Origin of the sequence: Hymenobacter gelipurpurascens, assembly GCF_900187375.1 — a bacterium.
GTDB classification, from domain to species: domain Bacteria; phylum Bacteroidota; class Bacteroidia; order Cytophagales; family Hymenobacteraceae; genus Hymenobacter; species Hymenobacter gelipurpurascens.
Genome location: NZ_FYEW01000001.1, coordinates 1,853,378 through 1,870,155 on the forward strand (window position 1 = coordinate 1,853,378; position 16,778 = coordinate 1,870,155).

The window sequence follows — 16,778 nt, forward strand, 5'->3', positions numbered from 1 at the left end:
GGCCTTTTATGTACCTTATGGAGGTAGGTGGCCTAGGACTGTTGCCGATTCACCTCAGCCACACCTACGCGAGCGGCCACAAAAAAACCACCGCACCCAACTGGATGCGGCGGTTCCACACATCGAAAGCGCACTCCCCTCAGACTACGCCCGATGATATTGTTGAAGCAGTGGCCTAGCTGACTTTATGCAGCTTCTTTTCCTCGCTTTTCTTGTGGTTTTTCGATTCTTCCTGGTCGATTTGCAGTGAAGGCAACTTCTCGATAACATCTTCACCTACTTGCTCTTCCACCACCTTTTCGGCGTGCGCATTGTTAGACTTGGTGCCATAGATGTGGTCCAGCTCGCCCACTAGGCCACCCTCCACTTCCAGATCTTTCAGCAGACCTTCCTTGATATCATATACCAAGCCGTGCAGACGGGGCGGGTTGGCGGTTTTCCAGGCGTTCTGGATAATGCTGGTTTTGGCCAGGTTGCGCACCTGCTCAATCACGTTCAGCTCCACGAGGCGGCGCAGGCGCTGTTCCTCATCCTTGATGCGCAGAAACTCGGTTTCATGTACCCGAATTACGTCGCGGATGTTGGTCAGCCAGCCATCAATCAGGCCGTATTGCTTGTTGGTGGCCGCCGCCGCTACGCCGCCGCAGCCGTAGTGGCCTACCACCATAATATCCTGCACACCTAGCACCTCTACGGCGTACTGCAGCACCGATAGCAGGTTGAAATCGGTGTTTATTACCATGTTGGCGATGTTGCGATGCACGAACATCTCGCCGGGGCCGGTGCCCGTGATGGCGCTGGCGGGCACCCGCGAATCGGAGCAGCCGATGAACAGGTAGCGGGGTTTCTGGCCATCGGCCAAACGCTCAAAAAACTGTGGATCGGCAGCACGCTGCTTATCCACCCACTTACGATTATTTTCCAGAATGGGCTCGATGCCTTTCATATGCAATTAGGTTGGGAGATGGTATAGTGGCAGATTAAGGCTGCCCGGGAGGAGGTAAGACGGCGGGGTGTTAAACGCTTAGTGAGCCAGCACGTGCACCTGCGGAATGTCGCGTAGCTCCAACTCAATGCCCCGCTCGTGGGCCGAAAGCCGGAAGCTCTCAATGGCCTCCAGCACGTCGTAGTCAATGGAGGCAGAACCGGTGCCATCCAGCACAACATGGGAGCCCGCAGGAAAGGAGTTCAGGACTTTCACGATGCTGGCTTTGTTGAGGAAGGAAACCTGCTCGGCCAATTTCAGATGGATAACATCATCAGCGCGCGGCGTTTCCTCGTGCATATAGAAAGCCGACTCGTAGTTTGCCTTCAAGATGTAGAATATGCCTACTGCCAGGCCAATAGTTACGCCCTTGAGCAGATCAGTGAACAGAATGGCTACAATGGTTATGATGAAAGGTAGAAACTGCTGCCAGCCCAGTTTCCACTGCATGCGGTAGAGAGCCGGCTTGGTCAGGCGGAAACCTACTACCAGCAGCACGGCCGCCAGCGCCGAAAGCGGAATCCAGTTCAGGATAGGCGCCAGCAGTAGCAAGCTCGTGAGCAGCAGCAAGCCATGGATGAAAGAGGACATTTTGGACTGACCACCGGCGGTGATGTTGGCGGAGCTGCGCACGATAACGGCCGTGAGCGGTAGGCCACCCAGGAAGCCCGCTACCATGTTGCCGGCACCCTGCGCCATTAGCTCGCGGTTGGGTGGCGTAGTACGCTTGTGGGGGTCCAGCTTATCCACTGCTTCTACACTCAGCAGGCTTTCCAGAGAGGCTACAATGGCAATGGTAAAGGCCAGCACATAGGTAGAGGTTCTCGTGAGGGCACTCCAATCGGGGCGGGGCAGCTCGGCTACCAGGCTATCGAAGGAGGTGATGATAGGCAGCTTCACGAGGTGCTCGGGCCGCACCTGCAAGGCGGGCGCAAACTGGCCTAGCAGCAGGTTCAGGCCGATAGACAGCACCACCACAATCAGGGCGCCTGGAACTAGCTTTAGGGCAGCTATGCGGCGTACCGGGGCACTATCCCACAGTAGCAGCACCAGCAGAGAAATTACGCCTATCAGCGCAGATCCCCAGCTGATGGCATTAGCCGCAGAGGCAATGGCCGAGAACGTGTTCTGCCCATTGAACTGCAGGAAATCCATGTCCTCAAAGTAGTCCGTATCGGCCCCGAGGAAGTGCGGGATCTGCTTTAGAATCAGGATCAGGCCAATGGCAGCCAGCATCCCCCGGATAACCGATGTGGGGAAATACAGCCCGATAATACCAGCCTTCGCAAAGCCCAGAACAATCTGCAATGCTCCGGCAACGATGGTAGCCACCAGCACTGCCTCAAAAGACCCCAACGTATGAATGGCGCCAACCATGATGGCCGTAAGGCCGGCTGCTGGTCCGCTCACACTCAGGCTCGATCCGCTCAGCCATGACACCACCACGCCGCCCACAATGCCCGTAATTACACCGGCCAGCAATGGTGCCCCAGAGGCCAAAGATATGCCCAGGCACAGGGGAAGTGCCACCAGAAATACTACCAGTCCGGCCGGTGCATCCTGCCCCAGCGTGCGGAAGTAGTTGGGGCTTTCCGAAGAAACGACAGTAGGCTTGGTGGTAGCCGCTGGCGAAGGCTTTGTCTTTAACATATGGAGGGGAGTAGCAGTGCTGTAGCGCATCCCTCTTCAGGGATTACAATACAAGTGTACTTCCTCGTCGTTAAGACCGCGTTAAAAGAGAATTAAAAGGAAATTAAAGCTTGAAGTATTTATCCAACACCTTCTTTTAAAGCGAAATAAGCCCTTTTTTGCGTGATACAGACAACAACCCAACTCTCCTTACGCTGGCGCTTGGCAGGTGGCTTACTTCAGGGCCGCCGGCATATCAAGCACCACTGTAGTACCCTGGCCTAGCTCGCTTTGCACCTGCACTTCGCCCCTGTGTAGTTCCATGATTTTGGCGGTGAGCGGCAAACCGATGCCATGCCCAGGTACGTTCCGGACCGCATCGGCCCGGAAGAAAGGCACGAATACCTGGCGCCGGTCGGCATCGGTCATGCCCACGCCCTGGTCCCGGATTTCTAGGCGCACTCGGCCTAGCGGGGCCGCAAGGCTGGCAACTACCGGCGCTGTGCTCCCTACTGAGAACTTACAGGCGTTTTCGAGAACGTTTAGGAAGGCGGAAAGTAGCAAGGCCTCGTTGCCCATCACGCCATACGGGTTAGCCCGTGTAGGACCCATAGGCTCACCAAAATCCAGGTCTATGCGGCAGGTTGGGTGGCGCCGAAGTACCTCCTCGTAGGCCTGTAGCAGCAGCTCATCCAGCCGGACCAAGGTCAGAGGCACCTGCGAAGGGTCATCGGAGGCCCGGGCAATTTGCAGCAGGCCGTTCGTCAGATCCTTGAGCAGCCGGGACGCATCCAGCGTGCTTTGCAGCACGCGGCGGTATTCCTGTGGAGTACGCTCCTGCTGCATTAGGGCCACCTCCAGCTGCCCAATCAGGACGGTAAGGGGAGTGCGGAGCTCGTGGGAGGCATCGCGCACGAAGGTGCGCTGCCCGGCAAAAGCTGTTTCCAGTCGATCGAGCAGGCGGTTGAAGCGCTGGGCTAGCAACGATACTTCATCCTGTCCATCTGCCTGCGACAAGCGGCGGTGCAAGTCGGATGCCGTGATGCTATCTACCTCGCGCACAATACGCTGCATCGGCTGTAGAGCCTGCCCAGCAAAAAACCAGCCTCCTATCCCGACGATAACCAGGGAAGCCAGTAGGCCAGTCGTGAGTACGGCGCGCAGGTCCGTGAGCTTCTGGCGGCTATCGGCATCTACGGAGGAAGCCACTACCACAAAGTCGCCGCGGCGGGGGTCGCGGTAGAGCAGGCCTACCGTCTGGCGGTAGTTGTCTTCCAGCACTACTTGCTGACCATTTTGGCGCACTTGGCCCAGCAGCCGCGTCAGGTTTGTTTGCTGGCCGGGCCGCCCCTCTTGGAAAACTACCTGATTCTGAGAATCAAACACTTGCACTTCTTCTTCTGGCAAGGTGCGGTAAAACTGCCGCAAATAGCGCCGGTAAGAAGCCTGGCTGCCCTCGTCGCCGCGGTTGGTGCCATCCAAATACACGTGGGCCACAATCCGGGCTCGGTCAAACAGGCTATCTGAGAAGAACTCCCGCCGCGAGTGGTAGGTATAGAAGTAAATCACGACCGAAAACACCACTAAGGTAATGGCCAGAATAGCCGCAAACTGCAGCGCCAGGCGGGTGCGAATGGTCATGGTTTCAGTTACGAGTTATCCGATTCCGGTTCCCAGTGGTTAGTCATTGGCACGAACCGACAACTGGCAACTCAATTTATTCTTCCTTCATAACGTAGCCCATGCCCACCAGCGTATGGATGAGCTTCGGGGTGAAATCCTTGTCGATTTTCTTGCGCAGGAAGTTGATATACACGTCAATGACGTTGGAGCCCGTATCGAAATTGGTTTCCCAGACGTGCTCAAGAATATCTACCCGCGATACCACGCGGCCCTGGTGGCGCAACAGATACTCTAGCAGCGCAAACTCCCGGGCTGTAAGCTGAATGGGATGCCCTGCGCGCTGCACAATTTTGCTGGCGGGGTCCAGGGTTAGGTCGGCGAGGCGCAGTAGAGCCTGAGCGGCAGGCGCCTCGTGGCGCCGACGCGCCAGGGCCCGAATACGCGCCAGCAGCTCCTGAAAAGCAAAGGGCTTCACGAGGTAATCATCGGCCCCGGCATCAAGCCCCCGGATTTTATCATCGGTTTCGCCGAGAGCGGTGAGCATCAGAATGGGTACGCCCGCATCGTGGGCCCGCACTTGGCGGCATACTTCTAGGCCATTGAGGCCCGGCAGCAGGGTATCCAGAATAATCAGGTCGTAGCCGCCGGCCAACGCCAGCCGCAGGCCTAGCAGCCCCTCCAGCGCCAGATCAACGGTGTGTTGCTGTTCCGTCAGCCCTTGGTGCAGGAAGGAGGCCACCTTCGGTTCGTCTTCAACCAGCAGAATTTTCATGAGGTCAGCTAAATGCAGGTGATGGCGCCAAGGTAGGCACATCCGCCCATTCTCCCGAAATATCGGCCTTTTAGGGCTGCCTGCGCCTATAACCGGTCCAGGCTGAAAACAGTTATCTAGACCCCTTCTATCAATGCAAATTATTATCAGAATAATTTAAATAAACCTTGACTTTATAGTATCAATACAATACGTTTATGGAAATATTCTATAGCCATGTTCTTACTCAGATTTGAGAACAGTTTTCTTTTTTACGTCTACTCTTCTTCTTTTTCTCTTGCCTAAACGCTTTATCCTCTTCATAGCCCCTACCCTATGCGTCCTTACCCCCCTCAGTTCCTAGTTCTGCTGTTGTCTCTTGTGCTGTTGGGCGGCTGCGTGTCGCAAAAATCCCTTCCCTACCTGCAAAGTGGGAAGTACTCTACTCAAACCCCTGTAACCTCCGAAAACACCCGGCTTACTTACCGATTGCAACCCAGTGACGTGCTCAGTATTCGGGTGCAAAGCGTGCAGCCACAGCTGAACGACATGTTCAATACCACCGACAGCCGTGCCATGCTGAACGGTGACCCCGGCACTCTGTTCCTGACGGGTTACTCAGTAGATGAGCTCGGGTTCATCAATCTGCCCACCGTAGGCCGGTTGAAAGTACAGGGCATGACGGTAGATGAGGCCCAGAGCGTGGTGCAACAGGGTGTGGCCAAGTATGTGCGCGATGCCAACGTGCTGGTAAAGCTGCTTTCCTTCAAGATCACGGTACTGGGCGAGGTCCGCAACCCCGGTCGATACTTCGTTTACAATGCACAGTGCACGGTGCTGGAGGGCCTAGGCCTAGCCGGCGACCTGAGCGAGTTTGGCAACCGCAAAAACGTGAAGCTCATACGGCAAACGGCCAACGGCTCGGAAGTGGTTCTGCTGGACCTCACCGACTCCAAGCTTCTCAGCTCCAGTCATTTCTACCTGCTTCCTAACGACGCCCTGTATGTGGAGCCCATGAAGGCCCGCACTAACCGTGGCAATGCCACCAACCTGGGGCTGGTATTCGCCGGCATCTCCACCGTGGCCCTTATCCTGAACTACATCCAGAGCTCCAAGTAGGCCACTTCTACTTAAGCAGCAATCCTCCTATTCTTCTCTTTACTCCCCTTTTGCTATGGAACAACGTCCTGCTCCGCATGCCGATGAAATCGATCTGCATGAGCTCTTCTTTCGCTTACGCAACCGCTGGCAGCTCTTTCTACTGGCTCTTTTGCTTGCGGGCAGTGCGGCCTTCCTATACCTACGCCTGAAAGCTCCGATATATTCCTTCCGTTCTACTATGCTGCTGGGCAACCAGAGCTCGGGCTCCAAGCGGGCCCAGGAGTTGCTCCAAATTCTGGAGGTGCAGGACAAAGGCACCAAGATGGAGGACGAAATCGGGCTCCTGACTTCTACCGACATGGTGCAACGGGCCATGAGCCGCCTGCCCTTCAACGTATCCTACTTCGCGGCCTCCGATACCTGGCTGAATACATTCGGCGACCTGCAGGTACGGGAGCGGGGCATGGGCACCGTGCCGTTTAGGGTAACCCCCGTAATGTCGGCTCCGCAGCTGACGGGCACCCGAATTTATGTGGATCCGCTGCCCGGTGGCAAGTTCCGCTTACACGCCGAAGCGGATAAAGCCTGGCTGGTGGATCTGCCGAGCGGCGAGTTGATGCAGGAAGTACTCGATGTAAAATTCGACAGAACGGTACAGGCCGGCGACACCCTCCGCTCCCCCATGCTCACGGCCGTGATACAAGCCGAGCCAGGCTACGAGGATGCGACTTCTAAGGAGCGCTACTACTTCCAGTTGTACGACCAAGCCGATCTGGCTGACGAATACCAGAGCCGCCTGACGGTGCGCCCCGTCGATCGGGAATCGCGCATTATCGAGCTGACCAGCAAGGGCACCGTACCACAGAAGGAAGTGCAGTTTCTGGATACGCTCATGCGCGTGTTCGTGGAAGATGAACTGCGTGACAAAAATACGACGGGCCAGAAAACAGTGGCCTTCCTGAACAAGGAAATCGGGCAGCTTTCTGACTCTGTGCGTAAATCTACCGCGGCCCTGAGCTCCTTCCGCGCCGCCCGGGGCATGGTGGATGTTACGGCCCAATCTTCAGCCGGTATTCAGCAGCAGGGCGAGCTGCAGATGACGCGCGCCAAAATTGCCACCAACCGCAAGTACTACCAGAATATGCTCAGCTATTTGCGGGCGAACCAGGGTGCTACCCAGATTGTGTCGCCGAGCAGCGTGGGCATTGAGGACCCTGTGGTGAACAACCTGATTCTGCAGCTCACGGACCTGAACAGCCAGCGCGCAGCTCTGGGCGTGAATGCCAGCGTAGACAATCCCATGGTAACCATTCTGGATGAGCGGATCCGCTCGGCAAAGCAAGCCCTAGCCGAAACCCTCATCAACATGACCCGCGCCACGGATATTGCCCTACGCGACCTAGATGCTCAGCTGGCCAAAGTGCGTGGCACCATGAACCAGCTCCCGGAAAATGAGCGCCAGCTGGCCTCCCTCAAGAGCAAAACCGATTTTAACGACAAGAACTATCAGTTCCTGATTGAGAAACGGGCCGAGGCCGCCATTGCGCTGGCCACCAACTCCACCGACAAGAAGGTAATTGACGAAGCCAGCATGACTGGTGGCGGCCCTACAGAGCCCAAGCCTGTGCTGGTAGGATTAATTGCCCTGCTGGCAGGCCTAGGTATTCCGTTTGGCATTTCGATGCTGATGGACAAAGCCAACCGCCGCATTCAGAGCAAAGAAGACCTCTCGCGCATTACTACTATCCCCATGCTAGGCGTAATTGCTCACGGCACCAAGCAGGATAAGGTAACGATGTTCACGGACCCCAAAGGGCCTATTGCTGAGTCGTTCCGCTCTATCCGCGTGAACCTGCAGTACCTTTCGGCTGGCCTAGACAAGAAAGTGATTGGCGTTACGTCGTCGGTGCCGGGTGAGGGAAAAACCTTCTGCGCAGTAAACCTGGCCGCCGAAATGGCCCAGAGTGGCCGCAAGGTGCTCCTGCTGGAATGCGACCTGCGCCGGCCTACGGTGGCAAGCTACTTCGACCTGGGCCCCAATTGCGCCGAGCATGGCCTGAGCAGCTACCTCATGGGCCTGAGCACCGTGGAGGAAGCCCGCCACGCCACCGGCGTACGCAGCCTGGACGTGATGTGCTGCGGCCCCATTCCGCCAAACCCCACTGAGCTGCTCGAAAGCCCCCGCATGACCGAGCTCATGGAACAACTGCGCACCGAGTACGAGTACGTGATTGTGGACACTCCGCCGGTCGGTTACGTGGCCGAGTTCTTTATGCTGCTGCGCCACCTCGATGCTAACATTTATGTGGTGCGCCAGAACTATACCGACAAAGGGTTGGTGAGCCACATCAATGAGCTGCACCAGGAGAAAAAAATCAAGCAGATCTATATGGTTATCAACGACGTGCACTTCACCAAGACCTACGAGTATCGCTACAAGGAAAAGGCCTACACCTACGGGTACTAGCCCAAACGGTCACTTCCTTTTTCGCATAGCTACGTTCCTGCTCCCTCATGGCCTCTACTCCAAAAGCGTCCCTGACTTCAGCCACCTTGCGCGGTATGCAATGGACTACGCTGGCCACGATAGCTACTGCTGTTATGCAGATTGGCTATACGGCCGTGATGGCCCGTTTGCTGGATCCTGCCGCATTCGGACTGGTGGCTATGGCGGGGGTAGTGCTACGGTTTGGCGGGTACTTTGCAGAGATGGGCCTGGGGCATGCGCTGGTGCAACGGCCCCAACTTACTCCCTATACTATCCGGGCTGTTTTCACGGCATCCATGGTGCTCGGAATAGCTGTAGCCGGCATCATGTGGCTGCTAGCTCCGCTGGCTGTTTTTTTCCTCAAAAATGAGGGAGTTGTGCCATTGGTACGAGCTCTTTCCTTGGGCTTTGTGGTGAATGCGGCGGGCATGACGGCCAGCAGCCTATTGCGCCGGGAGTTGCAGTTTGATACGCTGGCAAAAATTGATATTGCCGCGTATGTACTGGCCTACGGGGGCTTGGGCATAGGCCTAGCCTGGGCTGGCGCCGGTGTATGGAGCCTGATTGCGGCCAGCTTGGCCCAGCAGTTTCTGGTCACGGTGTTTGCATATGCCACCGTGCGGCACTCCGTAAAGTTTTTGCTGGGGTGGGAGCATTACGCGCCTCTGCTGAGCTATGGCGGTCAGGTGTCCGTTATCAGTTTCCTGGAGTTCCTGAATACCAACATGGACACCCTGCTGATTGGACGCTTGCTCGGCTCGGCGCCGTTGGGCATTTACAATCGGGCGTACATGCTGCTGTATTTGCCGGCGTATTTTCTCTCCTTCAGCGTTGGAAAAGTGGCGTTTCCGGCATTCAGTCAGCTGCAGGAAGACCCTCGCCGACTGGGCGCCGTGTATCTCACGTGCACCACGCTGGTGGCGTCGCTGATTTTGCCTTTGTGTGCAGGAGTAGCCATTGCCGCGCCCGAAATAGTGCGGGTATTGCTTGGCCCCCGCTGGACCGAGGCAGTACCGGTGCTGCAGGTCTTGTCGTTGGCCATTCCCCTGATCATGACCACGTTGTTTGCAGGAATTGTAGCCGATGCCCGGGCCAACCTAAGGCAAAAGATGGCACTCAACCTCCAGTACATCACCTTGCTGGTACTCTTGTTCCTGGGGCTGTACCGCTTTGGCCTACTGGGTATTGCCGCCGCCATAGGCCTAGGAGAAATAGCCAGAGCGGGCCTCTACATGCGGCTCACTCACCAAGATCTGCAGCTTTCCTTTCGGCAGTTGCTGGGAGTATATGGGCCAGGGCTTCGGGGCGCATTGGGTGTAGGCCTTACTCTGTTGCTGGTATCTGAAATAATACGTCCCCTGGCGCTTCCGGGCTTGGTAGCACTCCTGCTTCAGATGGTTATGGGAGCCGTGTCGCTGGGTATTCTGCTGTTTCGCTGGCCCTCACCAGAGTTGCGGCCGTGGCTTCTGCGAGCACTGCACGCCGTGTATCAGCAGCGCCTGGTTCCGCAGCGGATACGCATGCTGCTGGATAGGTATTTTGTTTTTCTGGAGCAGACGGAACCACAGCCCGCTGCGGCGTAGCTGCTCATCTATTATGCTACCTGAACAGGTAGTGGCCTAGGCCACTCCAGATGGGTCTCATTGACATCTGACGCTCTATCATCGGCCTGCTCCTTTACTGTTCTACTGTTCGCAATGAAAATCCGGCTTCGCTTCTTGGTCATCCTCGTGATGCTGATCATCTTTTTCACGGATCAGGCATTCTGGGAGTACTATACAACTAATGAGGATGACCCACTGCTTTACCAGCTGAATTATGTGCTTGTTGCCATCAGTTCGGTGGTTTGCCTCCTATACTACCGTCATCTCCCGGTCCTGCTTCGGTGGTGGATGGGCCTGACGCTGGCCTACATCGGGTTGTTGATGCTAGAGGCCTACCAGATGCAGGGCCACTGGTTTATCTACCCGCACGTGTTTATGAAGCTGCTGGTGTTGCTCATGCCTCCTGGCGTCTACCTGCTTCACAGGCGTTTCGGAATGCCCCATCTGCGGGTGCTGGCGGCCGTTGTGCTGCTGGTATTAATGGGCAACCTGCTGCTGTACCACCCCGATTCTTTGAGTTGGAGCGCCTTCGCCGACAACAAGCGCGGATTTATGACGCCTTCTGCTCACTTGTTCCTGCTACTAGTACTACTTAGCCTGAACTGGTATCTGCAGCGGCCATCATTTATTAGTATGGGGGTCTTTTTTCTGAGTATGGCCATGGTGTTTTTCCTTCAGCACCGCACCATTTGGGCTTGTACTGCCGTGGCCTTGCCCGTAAACCTGTTGCTGCTGCGGCGCGTGCCTACTGCCGTACTTTCCTGGCGGCGCCTCAGCTTATTGGTTACAATTCCGCTGCTCGCCATTTCCCTGGGTGGCCTAGCCACCGTTCTCGATAACCCCGCCGTAATGCGCCGGATTGATGAAAGCATCGAAGATATTCGCAACCCCAACAAGCAAGGAACCGGCGAATGGCGCCGGCTGCAGCGAGAGGCCTATACGCCTTTCGTAGAAGAGCGCCCCCTGATGGGCTGGCGGCTGGAAGGGTTTGAGCTACCTGTTCAATTCTATGACCCCAGCAGCAACCTGCCGATGTGGGAAGATTTCACGGGCCACCATTTCCACAGCTTTTACCTCGACAGGATGTTTTACCTCGGCATCGTGGGCGTGTTGCTGACCTTGACTATCCCTATCATTCTGGTGTACAGGCGCCTACGTCAGCCCACCCCACTGACGCCCGAAATGGTGGCTCTCATCTCTTTTGGCAGCACGTTTCTGGTTTACGCGTACTCCTACGACTGGTCTTTCTATCACTATGCCTTCTTAGGATTCATGCTGGCGGCTTTGGCGGAGCCCGTTCCTGTCATGCCTCCCGTTCCGGTGCCTGCTCCGTCTCTGCCGGGCTCTGCGGCCTGGCCTCCTGCCCCCCTACCCGCTCACTTCTCAGCCCAGGAGGCCTAACGCGCGCCCCAGTTCTCTCCCTAGCAGTTTGCTCTCTTCCATATGAAAGTCCTATGGCTTGCCCCTTTTCCGCACCGGAGTTATGCCGGCCACCCGGCCCCCTGGCTTACCACGCTGGCCCGTGCTCTCAGCCGACAGCCGGGGTTTGACCTGACGGTATTAAACTGGGAGCCAGCCCTGACTCAGCCAGTAGAGGAGTACGAGCAGGACGGCATTCACTTCGTATATCTGAAGACGCCTACCACCCGCCAGGACCTGCTTTCCCTGTATCGCCAGCGCATTGCTCTAACCGCCGACTACCTGCGCCGCTACCACCGGGAGTACGATGTTATTCATGTGCATGGCTCCGAGCTGCAGTACCAAGCCGCCGTGGCAGGCCTAGACCGGCCTGTACTTTTATCCGTGCAGGGTATCATCTCAGAGTGTCTGCGGGTGCTGCCCGAAACCCTGTCGTTGCGGCGGGTTTTCTGGACGCTGGCCAGCTACTACGAGCGTAAATATGTGCCGGGCATCCATGAGTTCTCGTGCCGTACAAACTGGGACAAAGCACAAGTGGCGAAGCTCAGCCCCGGCAGCCGCATTCACCACAATTGGGAGATGATACGGCCAGAATTCTTTGCGCCGGTCACAGAAGATTCTGTTCCAGAGGGGCGCCCTCAGATTCTGTTTATGGGTGGCACCCAAATCATGAAAGGCTTTCACGAAACCCTGCAAGCCTTTGATGCAGTATGCCGCCAGATACCGGCCAAGTTGGTAGTGGTAGGCGAGCAGGATGCTGAGCAGGTATTCCGCTACGTGCGACAGGCAGGCCTACACCATATTCAGCACCAAGATATTGAGTGCAGGGGCTTCCAAACGGCTCAGCAGTTGCGAGACGTATTCGCGCAATCGTTGTGCCTGCTCCATCCTTCCTACATTGATAACAGCCCCAATAGTGTGTGCGAAGCGCAGGTAGCGGGGCTGCCGGTAGTAGCCTCGCAGGTTGGCGGGGTAGATTCGCTGATTGATGATGGCCACACGGGGTTGCTTTCTTCCTTACGCCCCCAGCAGCTGGCCGACCAAGTGCTACGCCTGCACCACGCCCCCGACCTGAGTCGCCGGTTGGCAGCGCAGGCCCAGGTGGTGGCTCGCACTCGCCACGACCCTGCTACTATCCTACAACGCGCCCTCGATATCTACCACGTGATCCAATAACCACCCCACGCTATGAACCCTCTCTTCCGCTTTTCCGGCCTACGGAAAGTCACGTATCTACTGCAGAACGCGGTGTTCAACTGGTTGTACGCGGGTCGGCTGGGCACTTCCATCAAGATTTTCGGGATTCCGCTCCTGCAGGTACCGAACTGGAAGAACGTGCGTGTAGGCCAGGGGGTGTGGCTAATTTCCGATTCCTACTTCAGTGAGCCCGGCATCAGCCACCCCGTTCTGATTCGTCTGCTCAATGACTCGGCGCGACTGAGCATCGGCGACAATGTGGGTATTAGCGGTGGTGGCATTTGCGTGCAAACGGAAGTCATCATTGGGAATGATGTTATGCTAGGGGCCAACACATTTATTACGGATACCGATTTCCACCCGCTTCTTGCTGAAAACCGCCGCTTCAGCGACGCCAATATCCGAACCCGGCCGGTCCTCATTGAAGACAACGTATTCATCGGTATGAATAGCTTGATTCTCAAAGGCGTACACATCGGTCGAAACTCCGTTATTGGCGCAGGAAGCGTAGTCTCGCATGATGTTCCGGCCAATGAAATCTGGGCCGGTAACCCTGCCCGGTTTGTGAAGCGTCTGCCGGTGGGCCCTTCCGGTCCTGAAGCGGATACTGCAGCAGTAGCCGCGCAGGTTGCGGTTTTATCGTCGGCGTCTTGAGAGTGGCCTAGCAATTCCTTATCTGCATTCCCGATCCAATTATGCTTGACTCTACCCACCTGATCACGCCCGTATTGTTGCTGCTGTTCAATCGTCCGGACACCACTCGTCGGGTGTTTGCGGCGGTGCGCCAGGCCCGGCCGAAGAGGCTGTACATCGCCGCCGACGGTCCCCGCCCCACTCACCCCACCGATGTGGCACTGTGTGCCGAAGCACGCTCTATTGTGGGAGAAATTGACTGGCCTTGCGAAGTATTTACGCTGTTTCGGTCTACCAACCTCAACTGTGGCCTAGGTCCGGCTACAGCTATCGATTGGTTTTTTCGGGCTGAAGAAGAGGGCATTATTCTGGAAGATGACTGTGTACCTTCTCCTTCCTTCTTTACCTTCTGTGAAGAGCTGCTGGCCCGCTACCGTTCCGACACCCGCGTAATGCACATTGGCGGCAACAATTTCAGCCGCGAAGCCTGCTACTCTCAGCGGGCAGGCTCTGACTCGTACTTTTTCTCCACTCAGGTAAACAGCTGGGGATGGGCTACCTGGCGCCGCGCCTGGCAGCTCTACGACTTTCATCTGACGCGCTTTCAGAACCTCCACGATCAAGGCTATCTGGAGGGAAAGTACAGCTCATGGCTCGAAACCCGCTACCGCCTCAGCAAGATACAAGAGGTACGGCACCTGCCCCAGCCGCCCGATGTGTGGGACTATCAATGGCACTTCGCGGTGCTGGCTCACTCGGGGCTGTGCATAGTGCCAGCCGTGAATCTGGTAGGAAATATCGGCTTTGGAGAGCTGGGCACGCACACCCTCGATGCACAAGACCAGCAAGCCAACCAGCCTGCCTCCGACCTGGCTTTCCCGCTGCAGCACCCAGCGCAGGTGTTGCAGGATAAGCGCCGCGACCGACAGCATTTTCGGGAGTTTTTGCTTAGTCGCGTTGCCATTAAGGCCCGCAAAATGCTGAGTCGCCCACGTACCGCATCGGCGCCAGCCCCGGCACCACCTCCGGTTCCTACAGCGTCTGTTTCGCCTCAAACACAATTGGTATGAACGTTTTGCTATCAGCTTACGCCTGTAACCCCTCTTATGGGGGTGAAGATGGCTTCGGCTTTCACTGGACCTGGCAAACTGCTCAGCAGGGCCACCGTGTGTGGTGCCTTACCAACCCTGCTGGCGAAGCCGATATCAAGGAATACCTGACCCAACATTCCGCTGAAATACCGAATGGCCGACTGCAGTTCACTTATGTGAGAGTGCCCAATTGGGTGGAATTTCTGTACCGGTGGCAGTTTGGGGTGTACCTGCACTACCTGGTGTGGCAGTTTCTAGCTTGGCGAGTGGCGCGCCGCCTTGATGCGCAGGTAAACTTCGACTGGGTACACCACGCTACTTTTGGCAGCCTGCAGATGGGCTCCTGGATGTGGCGACTAGGCAAACCCCTGATTTTTGGGCCTGTAGGGGGCGGCCAGCGTGCGCCCAAAGCCTTCAAGCAATACCTGCCCAACTGGTTTAAGGCCGAAACTATGCGCAATGCGGTGGGCTGGCTTCTCATGCACCTCGACCCCAACGTGCGCCAGACGTTGCGCCACGCCTCCGTGGTATTAGCCACCAACTCCGAAACGGCCAACCTGGCCCAACGCATGGGTGCCCGCCGTGTGGAGCTTTTCTTGGATTCGGGCTTGCCCGAGGATTTTTTTCTTCAGGATTATCATGTGCGGCAGCCACAGCCAACTCTGCGCCTGTTGTGGGTTGGCCGGTTTTTCCCGCGCAAAGCGCTGCAACTGGTGCTGGAGGCGCTAGGCCAGGTAAACAAGCAAGTTCCGTTTCATCTGACCATTATCGGCTTTGGCGAGCAGGAGGTGCTGTTGCCGGGCTGGCTCACGGAGTATGGCCTAGAGCAGCACGTAACGTGGCGTGGGCAGCAACCGTGGCCGCAGGTGCGCGAAGCTCTGCTTGAGCACGATGCCTTTATGTTCGGAAGCCTACGCGACTCCTTTGCCTCACAGTTTCTGGAAGCTATGGCGAGTGGCCTACCCATCATCACCCTCGACCACCAAGGAGCCCACGACTTCATTCCGGATTCTGCCGGGCTGAAAGTACCGGTTACCACGCCGGCCGCCACCGCAGCAGCCCTGGCCCGTGCCGTCGAGTATTTCTACCATCACCCCACGGAGCGCGAGGCCATGGGTCGGGCTGGCTATGCCTTTGCACGTACCCAAACCTGGGGGGCCAAAGCCAAACGCCTGCAGACCCTGGCGCTTGGTTTAGTGCGCCCTAGGCCAGTACCGAGTGTGGCCGCTCCCGCTTCCAGCACAATGGAAGCCGATCTGCCCCTGGAGGCGATACCCCGATAAGTTATTTTCCATCTAGGCCAGTATTACCATCAGCTAGCCGCTCCGCCCAGTGCCGAACTAGGGAGGGTGGCCTAGCAACACTCAGCTTTTTCTATCTATGCTGTATCTCGTCATTCCTGTTTTCAATCGGTGGGCTTTTACGCGGGAGTGCCTGCTTTCCCTGCGCCGTCAGACGGTGCAGGGCTTTCGGGTGGTGGTAGTAGATGATGGCTCCACCGATGGTACGGGCGCTAAGCTTCGCGAAGAGTTTCCGGATGTCATCATCGTGGAAGGCGACGGCAACCTGTTCTGGACAGCCGGAGTGAATGCCGGCATTCGGCGTGCCATGGAGCTGGGCGCCACACGCGTCATGACCCTCAACAATGACGTGATAGCCGCCCCCGACTTTGTAGCGCAGATGCTGATATGGGCCGAGCGCTTACCAGATGCCGTGCTGGGTGCCCTGGAGCTGGATGTTGCCACTAGCACACCCATATACGGTGGCGAAACGCTGGACTGGCGCACCAATACCCGCCGCGACCTGCTGGAAACCCTGCCAACGGAAAAGCGGCATGGCCTACACCCCGTTACGTACTTACCAGGCCGTGGGCTCCTGATTCCGCGCCGCGTGCTCGATACCATTGGGCTGTTTGATGAAAAGCGCCTCCCCCACTACCTCGCCGATTATGACTATACCAGCGTAGCACGTCGGCACGGTTTCCCGGTGTACTGCAACTACGACGCTCACCTCAGCACCTACCCCGATGAAAGCGGGCAGGAAATAACCCGCCGACACCGCAGCCTCAAAGGATACTACCAGCACCTTTTTGGCATCCGGGGCGGAGGCAATCTGCGCAATTTCACGCATTTCAGCCTTAAAAACTGTCCTAAGCCCTACTTGCCCTATTTCCTGCTCAATGGCTACGCCCGCCGTCTGGTAGGGTATTTTCTGCACTGAGACCATTGAGAGCTCTCTCTGCCGTGGCCTGATTTCC

14 protein-coding genes are annotated in these 16,778 nt (G+C 56.9%); 10 read left to right on the plus strand and 4 right to left on the minus strand.

Annotated features, from left to right (window positions below; translation table 11 throughout):
• Positions 1-8 precede the first annotated feature (8 nt).
• The gene (locus CFT68_RS21780; protein ID WP_170934733.1) at positions 9-179 is read left to right on the plus strand and encodes a hypothetical protein; all 171 of its coding nucleotides are present in this window, start codon (positions 9-11) and stop codon (positions 177-179) included.
• Here the strand turns inward: CFT68_RS21780 and CFT68_RS07855 are convergent.
• The 4 genes from CFT68_RS07855 to CFT68_RS07870 all read right to left on the minus strand — a co-directional run bounded on the left by CFT68_RS07855 (position 176) and on the right by CFT68_RS07870 (position 5,009).
• Complete coding sequence (locus CFT68_RS07855) at positions 176-946, minus strand: carbonic anhydrase (protein ID WP_245815309.1); 771 nt, start codon at positions 944-946, stop codon at positions 176-178. The two genes, CFT68_RS21780 and CFT68_RS07855, sit on opposite strands and share 4 nt — an antisense overlap.
• Positions 947-1,024: 78 nt before the next feature.
• Positions 1,025-2,635: a SulP family inorganic anion transporter gene (locus CFT68_RS07860; protein ID WP_088842842.1), complete on the minus strand. Its 1,611-nt coding sequence runs from the start codon at positions 2,633-2,635 to the stop codon at positions 1,025-1,027.
• Between the two features lie 213 nt (positions 2,636-2,848).
• Complete coding sequence (locus CFT68_RS07865; RefSeq protein WP_088842844.1) at positions 2,849-4,255, minus strand: sensor histidine kinase; 1,407 nt, start codon at positions 4,253-4,255, stop codon at positions 2,849-2,851.
• Between the two features lie 76 nt (positions 4,256-4,331).
• Positions 4,332-5,009 (minus strand): response regulator, encoded by a 678-nt coding sequence (locus CFT68_RS07870; protein ID WP_088842846.1) that lies wholly within the window; start codon positions 5,007-5,009, stop codon positions 4,332-4,334.
• A 315-nt stretch (positions 5,010-5,324) separates the two neighbouring features.
• Between CFT68_RS07870 and CFT68_RS07875 the strand changes: the two genes are divergently transcribed.
• The 9 genes from CFT68_RS07875 (at position 5,325) to CFT68_RS07915 (ending at position 16,741) form a co-directional block, all read left to right on the plus strand.
• Positions 5,325-6,107: a polysaccharide biosynthesis/export family protein gene (locus tag CFT68_RS07875; RefSeq protein WP_088842847.1), complete on the plus strand. Its 783-nt coding sequence runs from the start codon at positions 5,325-5,327 to the stop codon at positions 6,105-6,107.
• 55 nt (positions 6,108-6,162) lie between these two features.
• On the plus strand, positions 6,163-8,556 hold the full coding sequence (locus tag CFT68_RS07880) for a GumC family protein (RefSeq protein WP_088842848.1): 2,394 nt from the start codon (positions 6,163-6,165) through the stop codon (positions 8,554-8,556).
• A 47-nt stretch (positions 8,557-8,603) separates the two neighbouring features.
• Positions 8,604-10,160, plus strand: a complete 1,557-nt coding sequence (locus tag CFT68_RS07885; RefSeq protein ID WP_088842850.1) for a lipopolysaccharide biosynthesis protein — start codon at positions 8,604-8,606, stop codon at positions 10,158-10,160.
• 114 nt (positions 10,161-10,274) lie between these two features.
• Entirely contained in the window at positions 10,275-11,582 is a 1,308-nt protein-coding gene (locus tag CFT68_RS07890; protein WP_088842851.1) for an O-antigen ligase family protein, read from the plus strand.
• Between the two features lie 42 nt (positions 11,583-11,624).
• On the plus strand, positions 11,625-12,776 hold the full coding sequence (locus CFT68_RS07895) for a glycosyltransferase family 4 protein (RefSeq protein ID WP_088842853.1): 1,152 nt from the start codon (positions 11,625-11,627) through the stop codon (positions 12,774-12,776).
• 12 nt (positions 12,777-12,788) lie between these two features.
• Positions 12,789-13,451, plus strand: coding sequence for an acyltransferase (locus tag CFT68_RS07900; protein WP_088842855.1), 663 nt, complete (start codon positions 12,789-12,791; stop codon positions 13,449-13,451).
• Between the two features lie 41 nt (positions 13,452-13,492).
• Positions 13,493-14,500, plus strand: coding sequence for a nucleotide-diphospho-sugar transferase (locus CFT68_RS07905; RefSeq protein ID WP_212590372.1), 1,008 nt, complete (start codon positions 13,493-13,495; stop codon positions 14,498-14,500).
• Entirely contained in the window at positions 14,497-15,804 is a 1,308-nt protein-coding gene (locus CFT68_RS07910) for a glycosyltransferase family 4 protein (protein ID WP_088842857.1), read from the plus strand. The genes CFT68_RS07905 and CFT68_RS07910 overlap by 4 nt, the downstream gene beginning before the upstream one ends.
• 97 nt (positions 15,805-15,901) lie before the next feature.
• Positions 15,902-16,741, plus strand: coding sequence for a glycosyltransferase family 2 protein (locus CFT68_RS07915; protein ID WP_088842858.1), 840 nt, complete (start codon positions 15,902-15,904; stop codon positions 16,739-16,741).
• The last annotated feature ends 37 nt before the right edge of the window (positions 16,742-16,778 follow it).

What these genes read in the sequence shown, in the direction of transcription:
- CFT68_RS07900 (WP_088842855.1), top strand. Translation starts at nt 12,789, where the DNA reads ATGAACCCTCTCTTCCGCTTTTCCGGCCTACGGAAAGTCACGTATCTA.
- CFT68_RS07880 (WP_088842848.1), top strand. Translation starts at nt 6,163, where the DNA reads ATGGAACAACGTCCTGCTCCGCATGCCGATGAAATCGATCTGCATGAG.
- CFT68_RS07865 (WP_088842844.1), bottom strand. Translation starts at nt 4,255, where the DNA reads ATGACCATTCGCACCCGCCTGGCGCTGCAGTTTGCGGCTATTCTGGCC.
- CFT68_RS21780 (WP_170934733.1), top strand. Translation starts at nt 9, where the DNA reads ATGTACCTTATGGAGGTAGGTGGCCTAGGACTGTTGCCGATTCACCTC.
- CFT68_RS07915 (WP_088842858.1), top strand. Translation starts at nt 15,902, where the DNA reads ATGCTGTATCTCGTCATTCCTGTTTTCAATCGGTGGGCTTTTACGCGG.
- CFT68_RS07895 (WP_088842853.1), top strand. Translation starts at nt 11,625, where the DNA reads ATGAAAGTCCTATGGCTTGCCCCTTTTCCGCACCGGAGTTATGCCGGC.
- CFT68_RS07855 (WP_245815309.1), bottom strand. Translation starts at nt 946, where the DNA reads ATGAAAGGCATCGAGCCCATTCTGGAAAATAATCGTAAGTGGGTGGAT.
- CFT68_RS07875 (WP_088842847.1), top strand. Translation starts at nt 5,325, where the DNA reads ATGCGTCCTTACCCCCCTCAGTTCCTAGTTCTGCTGTTGTCTCTTGTG.
- CFT68_RS07910 (WP_088842857.1), top strand. Translation starts at nt 14,497, where the DNA reads ATGAACGTTTTGCTATCAGCTTACGCCTGTAACCCCTCTTATGGGGGT.
- CFT68_RS07870 (WP_088842846.1), bottom strand. Translation starts at nt 5,009, where the DNA reads ATGAAAATTCTGCTGGTTGAAGACGAACCGAAGGTGGCCTCCTTCCTG.
- CFT68_RS07905 (WP_212590372.1), top strand. Translation starts at nt 13,493, where the DNA reads ATGCTTGACTCTACCCACCTGATCACGCCCGTATTGTTGCTGCTGTTC.
- CFT68_RS07860 (WP_088842842.1), bottom strand. Translation starts at nt 2,635, where the DNA reads ATGTTAAAGACAAAGCCTTCGCCAGCGGCTACCACCAAGCCTACTGTC.
- CFT68_RS07890 (WP_088842851.1), top strand. Translation starts at nt 10,275, where the DNA reads ATGAAAATCCGGCTTCGCTTCTTGGTCATCCTCGTGATGCTGATCATC.
- CFT68_RS07885 (WP_088842850.1), top strand. Translation starts at nt 8,604, where the DNA reads ATGGCCTCTACTCCAAAAGCGTCCCTGACTTCAGCCACCTTGCGCGGT.